Here is an 18103-nt window from a genome sequence, read left to right on the forward strand (position 1 = left end):
ATCCTTATGAACGGCTGCGAATCCAGCTGGCTGCGTCTTTCGAGAAATAAGTAATGATGATGTCGGCGCCTGCGCGCTTCATACCTGTGAGCATTTCCATCACAATCGCTTGTTCATCAATCCAGCCTTGCTGGGCAGCTGCTTTCACCATCGAGTATTCCCCGCTGACGTTATAGGCTACAATCGGCAAATCGAACTGGTCCCGCAGCATTCTGACGATATCCATATATGCCAAAGCTGGCTTGACCATGAGCATATCAGCTCCTTCAAGCACATCGCTCTCTGCTTCACGTATGGCTTCACGCATATTGGCAGGGTCCATCTGATATGTCTTCCGGTTACCAAACTGTGGAGCAGAATCGGCCGCTTCCCGGAATGGTCCATAAAAAGCAGAAGCATATTTAACGGAATAAGACATGATCGGAATATGCTCAAATCCAGACTCATCCAGCGCTGTACGAATGGCCTGCACGAAACCGTCCATCATGTTGGAAGGAGCGATGATATCTGCCCCGGCTTTGGCCTGAGAAACCGCTGTACGCGCTAAAAGCTCTAACGATTCATCATTCAACACGTCACCATAAACCTGCCCGTCACGCTCAAAAGTATGCACCATGCCGCAATGTCCGTGATCCGTAAATTCACATAGGCAGGTATCGGCAATCACAAGCAGCTCAGGATGCCACTTCTTAATGAGACGTGTCGCTTCCTGAACAATTCCATCCTCAGCAAAACCAGAAGTCCCCTTACTGTCCTTGCTCTCCGGTATACCAAACAGAAGCACAGCCGGAATTCCAAGAGCCGCTATTTCATCCACTTCCGCTTTCAACATATCAAGTGAGAAGTGAAATACACCGGGCATCGATGAAATCTCAGTCTTCACCCCGGTCCCATAGGTTACAAAGATAGGCTGTACCAAATCTTCAATATTCAGTACCGTCTCACGGACCATGCTGCGAATGCCAGCACTTTGACGCAGCCGGCGATGGCGTACAATCGGAAAATTCATGTTAATCCCTCCGGGTCAAAGAAAATAGTATAAAATCAATCCTTACGACGACGCGGCTCATCTTTATTCCATGCACACAAAGCTTCAACCAGGCTATCGATTGTCGCTTCTTCAGCCATGATCGACACGTTAAGCCCTGCTGCCTTCGCCGTTTCAGCCGTCAGCGGACCGATGCAGGCAATTGCACTGTCACGAAGCAGCCTGAGCGGAGCCTGAGCGTCCTTACCCATCCGTTCCAAAACACGGAGCAAATTCGTAACGGTCGAAGAGCTGGTGAACGTAACGGCATGGATTCCGCCTTCCTCAAACAGCTTGAGAAGCTCATCATCATCTTCACCGCACAGGATCGTTTCGTATGTTTTGATGTCTGTCACATGAAGGCCCATCCTCGTCAGTTCCTCAGGCAGCCAGTTCCGACCAAGGTCTCCACGCGGAAGCAGCACATGCTGACCTGCCTTCAGCTCGGACCCAAAGGCATCTATAATTCCTTCAGCCTGAAAACGCTCCTTCAGCACCTCGGCTGTAATTCCCCGTTCTCGCAATGCGCCCGCCGTTGCTGGTCCAACCGCAGCGATTCTCGCACCTGCCAGAGCGCGAATATCCTTGCCCAGTTCATTAAGATGGCGGAAGAAAAATTCAACACCGTTCACACTCGTAAAAAACACCCAGTTATACTGACTCAGGTTGTTCATCGCCTGATGGATATCCGCCAATACCTGGGTTGAGGTCGGCATTACCGTGTCAATAACCGGGAATTCATACGGCTCACCACCGAGCTCTTCAATCTGTCTAACTAATTGACTGGCCTGGTTTCGAGCCCGGGTCACTAGAATTCGCTTGCCAAACAAAGGCAGCTGCTCGGCCCATTTCAGAAGCTGACGCTTCAGCACCACCTCGCCAACGATAATGACCGCAGGCGGCTTAAAATCAGCAGCCTTGACGACTTCCTCAATATCGGCAAGCGTGCCAGTAATGGTATCCTGTTCAGCCCGGGTTCCCCAGCGAACAAGAGCTACCGGGGTTTCCGGCGGTCTTCCATGTGCGATCAATTGACGGCTAATATAACCAATCTTGGCTACCCCCATCATAAAAATCAATGTGCCTGTTGCATTTGTTACCTTATCCCACTGAATCATATGATCCAGCTTGTCCGGACTCTCATGGCCTGTAATAATCGATAATGAGGACGCAATGCCGCGATGGGTAACCGGAATACCAGCGTATGCAGGTACACTGATTGAAGAAGTGATTCCTGGTACGATTTCAAAGGCGATGCCGTTGCGGTACAATTGCTCGGCCTCTTCCCCCACCCTTCCAAAGATCGTAGGGTCGCCGCCTTTCAACCGAACCACCGTCTTTCCCCTCAAAGCCAGGTCAACCAGCAGTTGATTGATTTCTTCCTGCTTCATCGTATGCCTGTCAGGAAGCTTGCCGACATATACCTTCTCAGCCCCTTGCTTCATCCACTTCAGCAATCTAGGGGAGGCTAGACGGTCATAAACTACAACGTCTGCCTTCTCAATACATTCTTTCCCTTTAATCGTAATCAGCCGCGGATCGCCAGGACCCGCTCCAACTAAATAAACCTTTCCTGCCATCCGATCATCCCCTAATCTGGGCCAGAATCTGCTCTGCTCCCTTGGCTTTCAGCTTATCAGCAACCGCTATACCTAAAGCCTCGGGATCTGTACCTTCAGCGCTTTCCTTCAATACAAGCTCTCCATCTGGCGTACCTACCATGCCGGTTAATTGAATGATATCGTGTTCGGCGGATGAATGATCCCCTTGAGCCTCTTTCAGCACCGCGTACGCACCTATAGGCACTTGGCATCCACCGTTAAGCTCACTTAGATATTTGCGCTCAGCAGCTACTGTTCGGGATGTCTCCTCATCATTATAAAGGGCAAGCAGCGATAAAAGCTCTGTATCCTCTTCCCTGCACTCAATGCCAAGCGCACCTTGACCTACAGCAGGCAAACATGTCTCGATCGATAAAAAGGACGTTATTCGGTCCTCCCATCCCATTCGCTGAAGACCTGCAGCCGCCAAAATAATAGCCTGATAGTCTCCGTTCTCCAGCTTACGCAAACGGGAATCGATATTCCCCCGAATCCACTCCAGCTGCAAATCCGGACGATATTTCTTCAACTGGCTGGAGCGGCGCAAACTGCTTGTCCCAACCTTGGCTCCTTGCGGCAAGCTGTCCAGGTTATTTGCTTCGAGGGAAACAAGGCAATCGCGCGGGTCTTTCCTACGGGGAACAGCCCCTGTCGTCAAGCCTTCGGGCAGGATCGAAGGCATATCCTTCATACTGTGGACGGCCATATCGATTTCACCGTCCAACATCGCCTGCTCGATTTCCTTGACAAACAATCCCTTGCCGCCAACTTTGGACAGGGTGACATCCAAAATACGGTCTCCCTTTGTTACAATTTTCTTTACTTTAAAATCAACATCCATTCCATTTTCTTTGGCCAATCGCCTCAAATCCTCAATAACCTGTCCTGTCTGGGTAAGCGCAAGCGCGCTTTGTCTGCTGCCAACTACAATTGTACGCATACTTATTCCTCCCGATTGTAACTGATCCACTGCTGGATCTGTTCCGGACTCCACGGAGTATAGGTTCCTCGCCGTATGTCCTGTAGTATATCGATTTCATGTATTTTTCGCAAAATTTTCCGCCTTGCAGAAGGAGAGGCAATCTCTTTCTTAACCGCGCTGCGCATCGTATGCAGAAACTCAAGATACGGCTCGAATTCATCCCCAAGCAGCTCTTCCAAATGATTACAGACATCCATCGCTGCCAGCGGACCTGCACCCGACGTAGACACCGCAACCGTCAGCCTGCCTCGCTTCATAACAGCCGGATTAATAAAGGTACCTGATTCCCCACTGCTTGCCACATTAACGAGTATTCCAAGCCGGCGTGCCTCTCTAGCGACCAACTCATTCACTTCCGGAACATCTGTAGCCGCATGTACTAAAAAAGCTCCCGTCAGGTCGCCCTCTCTATATTCTCTAGCAGTCCATTCAATTTGCCCCGAGTCAACCCGCTGAAGAAGCTTCTCACTCAATACAGGACTAATGATATGTATCTGGGCACCAGCACCCAGCAGCGTATCAACCTTGCGCTCAGCCACCAGTCCCCCGCCTATGATCAAGCAGGTTTGCTCATCACAGTTGAGCATAATTGGAACATAACGAATCATATTACTCATCACACTCCCGACCAGCGATGGAACTCGGACCAATTGTTAAGAATGAAATTAATCACCATAAAAGCAAATCCGATTAATGCCCATACAGCGGTTTCCAGCCCCGACCGCTGCTGTAAATTCCGGCGAACGAAGTAGTAAATATATACACCAAGCGCGACTAAAGTTGATAATACTTTTAGATCTGCCAACAACGTCCAGCGCCCCTCGGCAACGATGGACACCCCACCTACAACTAAAGATAAAATCAGTACCGGTGTGCCCATCAGCAAAGCAAAGTAACTATATTTGTCCAGTATCTCAAGGCTTGGCAGTCTGCGAACAATATCATTCCACTTCTTGATTTTCAGCTTGCGGTGTAAAAACATGTACATTCCCGCAAAAACAGCACCTACGGTTAACGCTGTAAAGCTCAGGCTTGCCAGTGCAATATGCAGCACCAACAATCCGTAAACCGTCTGCCAGCTCTCCAGCGGATTTAATCCTGCGGTAAACAGTAAGTCATTAAGCAGCATGACGCAAAAACCAATGATGTTCATAAAAAGTGCTGCAAACTCCGCACGCTTCGTAAAAATAATGGCAATGGAAGTTACGGTTACACTAAAAGAACTGAGCAGTAAAAAGTCAAATGAAGTAAATACAGGAAATGTGCCCGTTTCTACAACTCGTACAACAAGAGCACCGAGCTGAAAAAGTGCTGCAATAGCAAGAAGCCCTGTGCCTATCCGCTTCGATGCCCGATTGCGTTTCACACAATCCGAGATATAAAACAGAAGGCTCAGGGCATAGATACAAATGCCGACATCATAAATTAGGTTTAATGACATGGAATAATGTCACCTGCCTTATAGAGCGGCAGGAGCCAAAGAAACCCGGACCGATTTCTGATCTGCAGGTTGATCCTCCGACTTGACCAAAGATTCCATCTCTGATGGGTCAGCATTGCTCAGAGCCTTACTGTCTGCTCCTTGTTCGTTATCTTCAATCAAACTTTCCAAAGCGAAAATTTGCGTGAAGTAATCAAGTGCTTCACCACCGTGTTTTCCACCACTCATTTCTTTGATACGATTGATCGGGTCATGCATCATCTGATTTACAATGCTCTTTGTTAGACGACGGATAACCTTACGCTGACGATCATCGAGCTCAGGCAGTTTGTTAAACAAACTTTCGAGCGTCTCTTCATGAATACTGTTTGATTTATCCTGCAAAGCCCGGATCACAGGTCGGACACCCAGCGTTTTCAGCCATTGATGGAATGCATCCATTTCCTCTTCGATCATGCTTTCAATTTTGGCTGCTTCCGTACGGCGCATCTCCATATTGCTCTCCACGATGCCTTCCAGATCATCGATATCGTAAAGGAACACGTTTGATACTTCCCCCACCTCAGGATCGATATCCCTTGGCACAGCAATGTCAATCATAAAAAGAGGCCGGGACGGACGCTTCTTCATACTCTCCTTAACCTGGGCCGGATTCAGAACATAATCGTCCGCGCCAGTAGAGCTTATCACGATATCTGCCTCATGAAGGCGCTCCATCGCTTCCGATATATCACAAGGGGTTCCACGGAACTTGCGGGCCAGCTCTTCGGCACGAGCACGCGTGCGATTAGCTACAATCACTTCCGCAGCACCATTGGAATACAAGTGCTTGACAGTCAGCTCGCTCATTTTACCAGCACCCAGAATAAGTACCTTCTTGTCCTTAAAGGTTCCAAATATTCGCTTGCCGAGCTCAACAGCTGCATAACTGACAGAAACTGCGCTTTCCCCGATGGACGTTTCGGAATGCACTCTTTTGCCCAGGGTGACTGCTTGCTTGAACAGCATATTAAACCAAGTACCTGTTGCTTTCTCCTCTTGGGATTTCAAGAAGGCGCTGCGTACCTGTCCTAAAATTTGTGTCTCGCCGATCACCATGGAATCCAGACTACAGGTTACTCTGAACAAGTGTTCGATCGCCTGTTCATCCTCATATATATATAAATGTTGCGTAAATTCCTCACGCTTAATATCAAACCACTGTTCCATAAAACTGCGGATAAAATAGCCGCACATATGAAGGCGGTCTACAACAACGTAAATTTCCGTTCGGTTGCAGGTAGCCACAATGACGCCCTCCAGTACGCTCTTGGTTGACTTCAACTGCTTCAGCGCCTCGGGCAAATCCTTTTCAGCAAACGTAAAGCGCTCTCTGACTTCCACAGGCGCCGTGCGATAGTTCAACCCAACAACGACGATGTGCATTGCATGTTCACCTGCCTAATGGTTTTTGAGAATTTAGTATAATTCTGTTAAATACATAACGACTAGAATGATAATAACGTGCTTGACCATGATAATTATATCACAGGCAGCCGGGATTCCTTGACTTTTTTATGAAATGTTTATGAAATCCCCATTTTCTTCATCTCATAACACTCCCCTTAATCAAGCATGCCTTCTTTGTTATTGTGAGATGTTTCAACTGGACATATACGACAAAAAATCCTAAGCTCCCCAATAGCAAAAAAAGAAACGCTTTCATCATTCTATATATAAACAAAAGCGTTTCTTGAGACAATATGCCAGGATGAAATTCATCATTTCTTCATCATTCAAGCGTAAACGGCTTTGCCGCCTTTAACAGGCACAGCTTCGTTTCGCGAAAGAAATCTAAGATTGTAAAAATAAATAACCATGGAAGATCCATGGTTATCGGTATACGTTATTTAAGACGACATCTTACACCAGTTCGGTCTGTTTCATATCGGGCGTTTCGACAGTCAGTTCGCCTAAACCGCGCACGATCTTCTTCGCATAACATTTTTCAGGTTTCAAAACGGATACCAGGTAATCAATTGCCAATTGTGGATCTACCGTTTCCCCGCAGGTATAACAATCAATTGCAGCAAACCCTCTCTCAGGGTAGGTGTGAATAGAGAGATGGCTCTCCGACAGCAGTACAAGCACAGTCGCACCTTGCGGCTCAAACTGCTTGGACTGAACGGACATTACCGTTGCTCCGCAGGCTTCAGCGGCTTCCACCATCTGAGCTTGCAAAAATTCAGCATTGTTCAGCAGTTCAAAGTCGACTCCCCAAGTATCAACAGCAACGTGTCTTCCGAAAGTTGAGTATTCCATCTTCCGGCTTCCCCCTTCCTAGGAATAAAATGTTTGAAAAATTTCATCCGCTAGGACCTACGTCATTCACTTCCCGAGGGAATAATCTCTCGCAACATTACATGTCCTGAGTGAATCCTGGTTCCTATATTCTTTTCAACGAGATTAAAAATAACATCAAAAGGGGGTAAATGCAATACATTTTTTAAAAAATGGCAATAATTATTTTACAGGAATGAAAAACCTACAACTTCGATCATATAAAAAAGCCCCCGAATAAATACGGTAGGCTTTGTTCATTCATCATTATTTGCTTAGGCCTCTAGTACGAACAATCGCTGATTATATTTCCGAAGCTGTTCATCGATATTCCCGATATCCGACACTGCAACAGCAGCGATCCTCTGATCCAGAAGATCATTAATGTTCCGGTGGATGGACTCGATCTCTTTCTCCGTTTCATTGCTGTTGTACAAACGCTGCAGTTCACCTGCTGTATCCTTGTACTCGTAGACCAGACTGCATCCGTCTTCTGACAGCTGTGTAATGCGCCTTACTGCTCCACCAAGATAGTCGTAGCTCATGATAAATCCACGATAAATGCGGTTTACCTTACCCGAACCTTTGAACGCAGTAAAAATCCTGCGTACAGCATTGGTCAGATGTGGAGTTATCACGCGGCAGGACAGCTCACAGACATATAAGCCATCGCCCCGTAGTTCAAAAGGCATATGAACTTCTTCCCCGCTTTCATCTTCGAGCACAATCTCCTGCCCTCCGCCTTCCATTACCTTAACCCTAAAATTAATCTGGGATGCTATGGTGCTTTGCAGAAATTGAGTCATTTGAACATCCGTCATTTGCATTATTGCATTGACATACTCTGTGGCTAACCTATGAGCCATAAAAATCTCCTCAATTCTTTTAACAATCCTTACAATTATTATAACGCAGGCAGAAAGTTTTTTTCTTGTCAGCAGATGGAGATTATTCAGCAAATTTCATAAAAAAACGGATTAAGCGGGAATTTCCTTCACGTTATCAACGGGATTCTCATTTTCATGCAGAAAAAACACTGTATCTCTACGGTATGAATAAAAAAATTCTCGGTCGTCTCATTCGCTTTCCGATTCCAGGTTGGCGTAGGACTTGATAATGTCCCATAATTCATCCTTGCCCAAACCGTTTTCGGATGAAAACATAACCATCGAATGCTGCGGCTGAAAGCCCAAGGCTTCCTTTATTATCTTCACATGTTTGGGCCAACGGGTTTTCGGGATTTTATCCGCTTTCGTCGCCACCACACATACATCCAGGCCGTAATGCTGAAGCCAGCCGTACATGTTGATATCATCTTTTGAAGGAGGATGACGAAGATCAACAACAAGCAGGACCAACTTCAACTCCTTGCGATTCAGCAAATATTTCTCGATCATTTCGCCAAAAGCAGCACGCTGTGTTTTGGACACCTTCGCATAACCATACCCCGGAAAATCGACCAAATATAGATCATCATTCACTCGATAATAGTTCAATTGCTGAGTTTTACCCGGAGTCGCGCTAGTACGGGCCAGATTTTTACGGGAAAGCATCCTGTTAATTAGCGAAGACTTGCCCACGTTGGAACGCCCTGCCAGAGCAATCTCCGGCAAGGCGTCTACAGGGTACTGGTCAGGACGAACAGCGCTGATGACAAACTCTGATTTTGTAACCTTCATATTCAGTATTCCTCTCTAATGCACTCCCGCCTGCTCCACCAGCGCATGCTGAAGCACTTGATCCATATGGGATACGGGAATAAATTCAACATCGTTCTTTACACTGTCCGGGATATCGCGCAAATCCCTTTCGTTATCTTTTGGGAGCAGGATTTTTTTGTAGCCGGCCCGGTGAGCGGCAAGCGACTTCTCCTTCAGTCCGCCAATTGGCAGCACCCTTCCGCGCAAAGTGATCTCACCGGTCATGGCAACATCACGTGCTACATGGCGCTTGGTTAAAGATGATATGAGCGCAGTAGCAATTGTAATTCCTGCAGATGGGCCATCTTTCGGTATAGCTCCCTCCGGAATATGGATGTGTACATCCAGCTTTTCATGAAAATCAGACTCGATACCAAGCTCCTGCGCTTTGGAACGCGTGTAGCTAAACGCGGCTTGAGCTGATTCCTTCATAACATCACCAAGTTTACCCGTGAGCGTCAGCTTTCCTGTACCCGGAACAACCGTGACTTCAATGGTGAGTGTATCACCGCCAACCTCGGTCCAAGCAAGCCCTGTTACACTGCCCACCTGATCTTCAAGCTCTGCCATTCCGTAGCGGAACTTCGGAATGCCAAGATAGTCCTTGATATCCTCTTCACCGATCGTCACTTTTTCCGTATGATCAGTTACGATTTGTTTGGCTGTTTTCCGGCACAATGCTGCAATTTGCTGTTCCAGGTTCCGTACACCCGACTCTCGTGTATATTCCCGAATCACTTTAAGAATAGCATTCTCATCGATCTGCAGCTGCTCCGCCTCAAGCCCATGCTCTTTTTTCTGTTTCGGAATCAGATAACGCAGAGCAATTTGCAGCTTCTCCAGCTCCGTATACCCCGGAATATTAAGAACTTCCATCCGATCCAGTAACGGACGTGGAATATTATGCAGCACATTGGCTGTCGTAATAAACATAACCTGAGACAGATCAAACGGAATTTCAATAAAATGATCGCTGAACGTATTGTTCTGTTCTGGGTCCAACACTTCCAGCAAAGCAGAAGATGGGTCTCCTCGAAAATCAGAAGCCATTTTATCGATTTCATCAAGCAAAAACACAGGATTCTTTGAACCTGCATTCTTCATACCCTGAATAATTCTGCCTGGCATAGCACCGACATAGGTGCGTCTGTGACCTCGGATTTCCGCTTCATCGCGCACGCCGCCCAGAGATATACGAACGAACTTTCGTTCAAGAGAACGAGCAATAGATCGGGCCAATGAGGTCTTACCGACCCCTGGCGGACCTACAAGACAAAGAATCGGACCTTTCATTTTTTTCACTAGCTTCTGGACTGCCAAGTATTCCAAAACACGCTCTTTCGGCTTTTCAAGACCGTAATGATCTTCATCCAGAACCTGCTCTGCCTTCACAATATCCAGATCGTCCTCGGTCTGCTTGGTCCATGGCAATGTGAGCAGCCAGTCCACATAGTTGCGAATAACGCCACCTTCAGCTGAACTGGAAGGCATCTTCTCCAGACGCTCAATTTCCTTCTCAACCTTCTCGCTAACACGCTCTGGAAGGTTAAGCTCCTTCAGCTGACTGCGAAGCTCCTCAACTTCACCTGCACGTCCTTCTTTTTCACCCAACTCTTTCTGAATTGCTTTCATTTGCTCGCGCAGATAGTATTCTTTCTGCGTCTTTTCCATCTGTTTCTTGACCCGCTGATTGATCTTGCGTTCAAGCTCCAGCACTTCGCGCTCATTGTTCAAAATATCAAGCAGCTTCTCAAGACGTTTCTGAACATCGATCGTTTCTAAAATCTCTTGCTTATCCTTAATCTTCAAAGATAGATGGCTTGTAATCACGTCCGCAAGTCGGCCCGGCTCTTCGATATCGGATACCGCAGCCAGTGTCTCAGGCGTCACTTTTTTGGACAGATTAATGTAATTCTCGAATTGGTTCAGAACCGTTCTCATGAGAGCGGCTACTTCGGAATCATTGTTCTCCTCTTCAGGAAGTTCGCGTGCAAGAACTTCGTAATATTCCTCGTTATCCGTATATTGAATAATCTCCGCCCGTTCCATACCTTCCACAAGCACACGTATGGTACCGTTCGGAAGCTTGAGCATTTGTCTTACGTTGGCTACTGTGCCAATCCGAAAAATATCCTCTTGCGTTGGTTCTTCAATGTTCACTTCCGATTGAGAACATAGGAGAATCAAATTGTCTTCAACCATCGCTTTTTCTAATGCCTTAACGGATTTCTCCCGCCCTACATCCAAATGCAGCACCATGCTTGGATAAACCAGAAGTCCTCTCAAAGGCAGTAAAGGAAAACGACGACCTTTGGATTTACTTGGTCCCATCGCTTTCACACCTCCAATGGCTCTCAATGTTGACACTGTTCCTATTTTATCAAATCTTCATATAAAAAACCATTCAAGTAGGTGTTAACAGCTGCCGGCATCTGTAATCTTCCCATTTCGCGGCGGCGTGGCCTGGAGCAATGAAGGGGATGCCGCCGGAAATGATTCCGTTTGAGGCATTTGAACGACTCCCGGGGAAACAGCTCCCTTGAATACTTGAGCCAACACTTCATCGACAGATTCAACCGGAATCACCCGCAGACCGTTCAAGTCCTCAAAGAAACTCTGCCAGTTATCCTTCGGGATGATCACGGTAGTAGCTCCAGCCTGGAACGCAGCCTCTACTTTCGCTATAACACCGCCAATCGGCTTTACTTTGCCGTGAATGCTGATCTCACCGGTCATAGCAATTTTATTATCTACTTCAACGTTTTTAATAGCAGATACAATCGCGGTTGCCATTGCAATCCCTGCGGAAGGACCATCGATAGGCGTCCCCCCCGGAAAATTGATATGCAGATCGAAATCCTTTGGTCTGTATCCCATCGCTCCAAGGACAGTCAGCACATTTTCGATTGAGCCCTTGGCCATGCTCTTCCGCCGAAGCTTACGGGAACCGCCTCCAAGCTCTTCCTCATCCACTACGCCAGTAATATTAAAAATGCCCTGGCCCTTTTCTGCAGGAACGGCTGACACTTCAATCTCCAGAAGCGCTCCCATATTTGGCCCATAAACCGCCAACCCGTTGACAAGGCCAACTTGAGGGCTTTCCGGAATCTTCCGATCCGGTCTTGGCTGCAGCTGACTGCTGCTCGCCACCCACTCGACATCGGCTGCCCGAAGGCTCTCCCGATTTTCTGTCAGCGCCAGTCCGGCCGCCAACTGGATCATGTTCACAGCCTCACGCCCATTGGTCGAATACCGCTTGACTACCTCTACCGCTTCAGGGCAAGGAAGCAAACCGATTTTTTGTATGGCATCCTCTGCAATCCTGCCGATCTCCTCTGGCAGCAAAGGTCTGAAAAATATCTCCATACAACGTGAGCGAAGTGCAGGCGTAATTTCTTCCGGCGACCGCGTTGTCGCACCGACCAACCGAAAGTCGGCAGGCAGCCCGTTTTGAAAAATATCATGAATATACGCCGGCGTGTTGGCATCTTCTGAATTGTAATACGCACTTTCGAGAAGCACCTTGCGATCCTCCAGAACCTTTAACAGCTTATTCATCTGGATCGGATGCAATTCACCGATTTCATCAACAAATAAAATTCCCCCATGCGCTTTGGTCACAGCACCTGGCTTAGGCTGCGGAACCCCGGCTACCCCCATCGCTCCAGCACCTTGATAAATCGGATCATGGACAGAACCGATCAGCGGATCAGCGATCCCCCGTTCGTCAAAACGTGCAGTTGTTGCATCGATTTCCGTAAACTTGGCGTCCTGCTTAAAAGGAGATTGCGGGTTTTTCTTCGCTTCTTCCATGACTACCCGTGCCGCTGCGGTCTTGCCTACCCCAGGAGGTCCATACACAATAACATGCTGGGGATTGGCACTGCACAGCGCCGCCTTTAAAGCACGAAGGCCATCCTTTTGACCGACGATGTCGTCCATCGTCTGTGGGCGTGTCTTCTCAGCCAGCGGTTTCGTCAATGATATTGAACGAAGCTTACGGAGTTTATCCAACTCTTTACGCGACTCCCGATCGACTGCTGTTTTACTCGTTTTTTGTCCTCGCAACAAGTTCCAAAAATAAATGCCGATAATCACTGCAAAAAACAGCTGAACCAGCATGATCAAAACATTCAGATTCATAATTTATTCCTCCCGTTTTCCATTATGTCAAAACGTTAATACATGGTAGTATTGCCTGTTTATCGGCTGGTAAAACGACTCATGGAAAGGAAAAACAAAGAATCTGAAAATAAAGTGTACACTGAAAGGAAGATGCTAAGCGTACGAAATCGTTCCTACAATCGCTCTTGCCTTAACCATCCGTCTGCTTATGAAGCTTAAGCGCAAACCACAAAGATAAAAAAGGCCACCCAAGAATAAATCCTGAACTGCACCCCAATTGTTAGACACACTCTAACAGTTGGGGGTGCAGTTTTTTTATGACTAAATTTACGAAAGATAGTAAATTGGCGATAATTCAAGGGTATGACCCTGATCTTATATCGCAGACGGAATACGCAAATCAAATGGGCGTTACTAAGTCCCAATTCCAATATTGGTTGAAGCTCTATGAGATGCATGGTCAGTCAGCCTTTATTAACGGCTATACAAATTATCCGGCAAGCTTTAAACTGGACGTACTCAATCATATGGCTCAATCAGACGCTTCTCTCATGGATACCGCTGCTCTGTTCAACCTTCCGGACTTCTCCATGTTGTATTCCTGGCAGAAAAAGATGGAGACAGGCGGTCTAGAAGCCCTTGAGCCAAAAAAGAAGGGGCGTCCATCCATGAAGAAAGATTCCAATTCGTCTATCAAACGATCCGTAGTTGAAGGGTCTGACGAAGCACTTAAAGAACGTATCAAGCAGCTTGAAATGGAAAATGAGTATCTAAAAAAGTTGAATGCCTTAGTTCGAAACAAGGAAAAATCACCAAACAAGACAAAGCACAAGTCGTCTGGGAACTGAGGCATAAATATCCGGTGATGGCACTCGTACAGCTGGCTGGTGTCCCGCGCAGCACCTATTACTACCTTATAGCACGTATGAATCAACCAGATTTGAATACCGATTTGGAAGATGAAATTCAGTCAATTTACGCGGAACATGAGGGGCGTTACGGATATCGCCGTATTCGTGATGAACTGGTAATCCGTGGATGGAAAGTAAACCATAAGAAGGTTCAGCGGCTCATGAAAAAGCTAGGCCTTAGATGCCTAGTCCGCATGAAAAAGTATAAGTCGTATAAAGGGACAGTGGGCAAGATTGCACCGAATCATCTGGACCGCCAGTTCACGGCGGAGGCGCCAAATGAGAAATGGGTGACGGACATCACGGAGTTTAAGTTGTTTGGAGAAAAGCTGTATCTATCACCCATTTTGGACTTATTCAACGGGGAGATTATCACCTATACCATTGGTTCACGACCAACATATTCTCTGGTATCTGAAATGCTGGATGCAGGACTGAAGCGTCTGCCGGAAGAGCACCATCTTCTTCTTCATTCAGATCAAGGATGGCATTACCAAATGAAGCCGTATCGCCATGCGCTTAAGTCGAGAGGCATTCTCCAGAGCATGTCACGAAAAGGGAATTGTTACGATAATGCCGTCATAGAGAATTTCTTCGGTATTCTCAAGTCGGAGTTTCTGTACTGTAAAGAGTTTGAAAATGTGGAACATTTCAAGAAAGAACTGAAAAAATATATTGAATACTACAATACTAAACGGTTGAAGGCAAAATTCAAAATGAGTCCGGTACAGTACCGAACTCATTTTGAGAAAGCTGCCTGATGAAATAACCGTGTCTAACTTTTGGGGGTCACTTCATCCTCAGGCAGCCTGTGTTTGTTTTGTTTAAGTTATAGTTATTTCGAGTGCTTACACTCCCGTTTTATGCTTCCGGCCAGGTATTTCTCCGGTTTCTTCATACACTTTGACGATATGATCGATTTCTTTCTTCAACTCTTCAACCATCGTTTCTTCGGGAACTTTACGTATCATTTCCCCATAGCGGAACAGCAGGCCTTCTCCCCGTGCTCCTGCGATACCGATGTCAGCTTCTCGTGCCTCACCGGGACCGTTAACTGCACAGCCCAGAACAGAAACCTTAATCGGCACTTTAATATCAGCGATATATTCTTCCACCTCATTAGCAATGGAGAACAGGTCAATGTCCAGTCTGCCGCATGTTGGACACGATACAAGAGTCGCAGCATCAGAAATCAGACCGAAAGTTTTCAGAAGTTGACGGCCCACCTTAATTTCCTCAACCGGATCAGCACTCAAGGAAATGCGCATCGTACTTCCGATCCCCATGGATAACAATGCACCCATTCCAGCTGAACTTTTTACAGTTCCGGAGAACAATGTTCCTGCTTCAGTGATGCCAAGGTGCAGAGGATATGGTATAACCTCCGCAGCTTTAGTGTAGGCAGCAATAGCCATAGGCACATCAGAGGCCTTTAGGGATACGATGATATCGTGGAAGTCCAGTTCCTCCAATATACCAATATGATACAGGGCGCTTTCCACCATACCTTCAGGCGTTGGATAACCATACTTCTCCAATAGGTGATTCTCCAGAGAGCCTGCGTTAACTCCGATACGAATCGGAATCCCTTTTTCTTTACATGCCTTTACAACAGCTTCTATTTTTTCCCGTTTTCCGATATTGCCCGGATTAATGCGAACTTTATCGATTCCGTTCTCAATAGCAGCAAGTGCCAACTTATAGTTGAAATGGATATCTGCAACCAATGGAATATGAATGCGTTTCTTAATTTCTTTAATGGCTGCAGCTGCCTCTTCATTATTTACGGTTACCCGTACAAGCTGACATCCGGCTTCTTCCAGACGCAATATTTCGGCAACCGTAGCTTCAACATCTGCCGTTTTGGTCGTGCACATGCTTTGAATGATGACTTCATTGCTTCCGCCAATCGTGAGATTTCCCACTTTTACGGGCCTTGTGTCTTGTCTCAAAAACATGGTTAAACCTCTCCCATATACACCAAAGCTCCACCACTGCCCGTCAATAACTGCAGGCAGAAGTGGAGATCAGCATTGATTTTATTTCAAAACATGAATCAGGCGCTTTCTTCCTGTTTCTTGTCATCATCATTTCCCAAAAGTTCAGGAATGACCTTATCTTGGACAACCTTCTCAGTAATGACGCAATCCGTAATGTCATCACGGGAAGGAACCTCGTACATCACATCCAACATAATGCCTTCAATAATAGAGCGAAGACCGCGTGCACCGGTGTTCCGCTTAATCGCTTCGCGAGCGATCGCCTCCAAAGCTTCCGGTTCAAACTTCAGATTGACATTATCAAATTCAAGCAGTTTTTGATACTGCTTCGTCAGAGCGTTCTTCGGCTCGGACAGAATCCGAACGAGCGTTTTCTCATCCAGCGGCTCCAGTGTGGAGATGACTGGCAAGCGTCCAACAAACTCCGGAATGAGACCGAATTTCAAAAGATCCTCCGGCAGAACCATGCTCAGGTATTCACCCGGTTTAAGGTCTTTATGACCTTCACCGGAAGCGTTAAATCCAATCACTTTTTTACCGATCCGACGCTTGATATACTGCTCCAGGCCGTCAAAAGCGCCGCCGCAAATAAACAAAATATTCGTCGTATCGATCTGAATAAATTCCTGATGTGGATGCTTGCGTCCACCTTGAGGCGGAACGGAAGCTACCGTTCCCTCCAAAATCTTCAGAAGGGCCTGCTGAACACCTTCACCAGACACATCACGAGTAATCGAAGGATTCTCGGATTTACGGGCTACTTTATCAATTTCATCGATATAGATAATGCCGCGCTCCGCTTTCTCTACATCAAAATCTGCAGCTTGAATGAGCTTCAGCAATATGTTCTCAACATCCTCGCCTACATATCCGGCCTCTGTCAAAGAAGTCGCATCAGCAATGGCAAAAGGAACGTTGAGGATTTTAGCCATCGTTTGCGCAAGCAAAGTTTTACCGGAACCAGTCGGTCCCAGCAATAAAATATTGCTCTTTTGCAATTCCACATCTTCAACCTTGTTCTGTGTATTAATGCGCTTATAGTGGTTATAAACAGCTACGGCAAGCGACTTCTTCGCCTGTTCCTGGCCGATAACGTACTGATCGAGAATATCACGGATTTCCCGTGGCTTCGGAATATCTTTCAGATCTATTTCTTCCTCGTGGCCAAGCTCCTCTTCTACAATTTCAGAGCACAAATCAATGCACTCATCACATATATAAACGCCGGGCCCTGCAACCAATTTGCGAACCTGCTCCTGCGACTTGCCGCAGAAGGAGCATTTCAGCTGCCCTTTATCGTCATTAAATTTAAACATTCTATACCACCTCTTAAGATTTGATCGGTGAAGACAGGACCTCATCAATTATACGGTAAGATTTTGCTTCTTCCGCGCTCAAGAAATAGTCACGGTCCGTATCACGTTCGATTTTTTCCAGGGATTGACCCGTGTGTTCCACATAGATACGGTTAAGTTTCTGTCTGGTCTTGATGATCCAATCTGCATGGATTTGAATATCAGCAGCCTGGCCTTGAACTCCACCGAGCGGTTGGTGAATCATAACTTCACTGTTCTCCAGCGCAAAACGTTTACCAGGCGCACCGGCAGCCAAAAGCAGTGACCCCATACTTGCAGCCATACCGACGCAAATCGTGGACACATCTGGCTTGATATACTGCATCGTATCATATATACCCATCCCGGCTGTCACAGAACCACCAGGAGAATTGATGTACAAATGGATGTCTTTCTCCGGATCTTCCGCAGTCAAGAAAAGCAACTGGGCGATAACAAGATTGGCGACATCGTCATTAATCGGACCGCTGAGAAATATGATGCGGTCTTTCAGTAATCGAGAATAGATATCGTAGGATCTTTCGCCTCGATTGGTTTGTTCCACAACCATAGGTACCAGACTCATGCGACCAACCTCTTTTCCTTGAAAATATACTTTCGCGTTATAAAAGTTATTCTAACATGTTCAACGCTCCATGTCAT

At 46.6% G+C, this 18103-nt stretch carries 15 protein-coding genes; 1 reads left to right on the forward strand and 14 read right to left on the reverse strand.

The genetic code is table 11. The features are described 5' to 3' along the window. Positions 1-4: 4 nt before the first annotated feature. From hemB to lonB, 11 genes are all read right to left on the reverse strand, one after another. Complete coding sequence (gene hemB / locus C8268_RS15590; protein ID WP_106768518.1) at positions 5-1009, reverse strand: porphobilinogen synthase; 1005 nt, start codon at positions 1007-1009, stop codon at positions 5-7. A gap of 35 nt (positions 1010-1044) precedes the next feature. After that, the gene (gene cobA / locus C8268_RS15595; RefSeq protein WP_106768519.1) at positions 1045-2607 is read right to left on the reverse strand and encodes a uroporphyrinogen-III C-methyltransferase; all 1563 of its coding nucleotides are present in this window, start codon (positions 2605-2607) and stop codon (positions 1045-1047) included. A gap of 4 nt (positions 2608-2611) precedes the next feature. Beyond that, positions 2612-3568 carry a hydroxymethylbilane synthase gene (gene hemC / locus C8268_RS15600; protein WP_106768520.1) on the reverse strand — a complete coding sequence of 319 codons (957 nt, stop codon included), beginning with the start codon at positions 3566-3568 and terminating at the stop codon, positions 2612-2614. A 2-nt stretch (positions 3569-3570) separates the two neighbouring features. After that, a complete protein-coding gene (locus tag C8268_RS15605; RefSeq protein WP_106768521.1) occupies positions 3571-4218 on the reverse strand; it encodes a precorrin-2 dehydrogenase/sirohydrochlorin ferrochelatase family protein in 648 nt (215 codons plus the stop codon). A gap of 8 nt (positions 4219-4226) precedes the next feature. Next, a complete protein-coding gene (gene ccsA / locus C8268_RS15610) occupies positions 4227-5051 on the reverse strand; it encodes a cytochrome c biogenesis protein CcsA (protein ID WP_106768522.1) in 825 nt (274 codons plus the stop codon). Positions 5052-5069: 18 nt separating this feature from the next. Continuing rightward, positions 5070-6476 carry a glutamyl-tRNA reductase gene (gene hemA, locus C8268_RS15615; RefSeq protein ID WP_106768523.1) on the reverse strand — a complete coding sequence of 469 codons (1407 nt, stop codon included), beginning with the start codon at positions 6474-6476 and terminating at the stop codon, positions 5070-5072. Positions 6477-6953: 477 nt separating this feature from the next. Further along, the gene (speD, locus tag C8268_RS15620) at positions 6954-7352 is read right to left on the reverse strand and encodes an adenosylmethionine decarboxylase (protein WP_106768524.1); all 399 of its coding nucleotides are present in this window, start codon (positions 7350-7352) and stop codon (positions 6954-6956) included. A 293-nt stretch (positions 7353-7645) separates the two neighbouring features. Beyond that, the gene (locus tag C8268_RS15625) at positions 7646-8236 is read right to left on the reverse strand and encodes a non-ribosomal peptide synthetase module (RefSeq protein ID WP_106768525.1); all 591 of its coding nucleotides are present in this window, start codon (positions 8234-8236) and stop codon (positions 7646-7648) included. A 210-nt stretch (positions 8237-8446) separates the two neighbouring features. Then, entirely contained in the window at positions 8447-9049 is a 603-nt protein-coding gene (yihA, locus tag C8268_RS15630) for a ribosome biogenesis GTP-binding protein YihA/YsxC (RefSeq protein WP_106768526.1), read from the reverse strand. Positions 9050-9064: 15 nt separating this feature from the next. Then, on the reverse strand, positions 9065-11401 hold the full coding sequence (gene lon / locus C8268_RS15635) for an endopeptidase La (RefSeq protein ID WP_106768527.1): 2337 nt from the start codon (positions 11399-11401) through the stop codon (positions 9065-9067). Between the two features lie 84 nt (positions 11402-11485). Further along, positions 11486-13213 (reverse strand): ATP-dependent protease LonB, encoded by a 1728-nt coding sequence (gene lonB, locus C8268_RS15640; RefSeq protein WP_106768528.1) that lies wholly within the window; start codon positions 13211-13213, stop codon positions 11486-11488. A 299-nt stretch (positions 13214-13512) separates the two neighbouring features. On the opposite strand from lonB, the gene C8268_RS15645 reads away from it, so the two are divergent. Continuing rightward, positions 13513-14867 (forward strand): IS3 family transposase gene (locus C8268_RS15645; protein WP_106768529.1). Its coding sequence is split into 2 segments (ribosomal slippage): positions 13513-13966 and positions 13966-14867, totalling 1356 coding nucleotides; the frame shifts between segments, so codons are not numbered across the junction. A gap of 87 nt (positions 14868-14954) precedes the next feature. On the opposite strand, the gene ispG is transcribed toward C8268_RS15645, so the two are convergent. From ispG to clpP, 3 genes are all read right to left on the reverse strand, one after another. After that, positions 14955-16064, reverse strand: coding sequence for a flavodoxin-dependent (E)-4-hydroxy-3-methylbut-2-enyl-diphosphate synthase (ispG, locus tag C8268_RS15650; protein ID WP_106768530.1), 1110 nt, complete (start codon positions 16062-16064; stop codon positions 14955-14957). Between the two features lie 98 nt (positions 16065-16162). Then, the gene (gene clpX / locus C8268_RS15655; RefSeq protein ID WP_106768531.1) at positions 16163-17422 is read right to left on the reverse strand and encodes an ATP-dependent protease ATP-binding subunit ClpX; all 1260 of its coding nucleotides are present in this window, start codon (positions 17420-17422) and stop codon (positions 16163-16165) included. 13 nt (positions 17423-17435) lie between these two features. Then, entirely contained in the window at positions 17436-18026 is a 591-nt protein-coding gene (clpP, locus tag C8268_RS15660; RefSeq protein WP_106768532.1) for an ATP-dependent Clp endopeptidase proteolytic subunit ClpP, read from the reverse strand. Positions 18027-18103: the final 77 nt, after the last annotated feature.

Origin of the sequence: Paenibacillus faecalis (assembly GCF_900289175.1) — a bacterium.
GTDB lineage: Bacteria > Bacillota > Bacilli > Paenibacillales > Paenibacillaceae > Paenibacillus_AQ > Paenibacillus_AQ faecalis.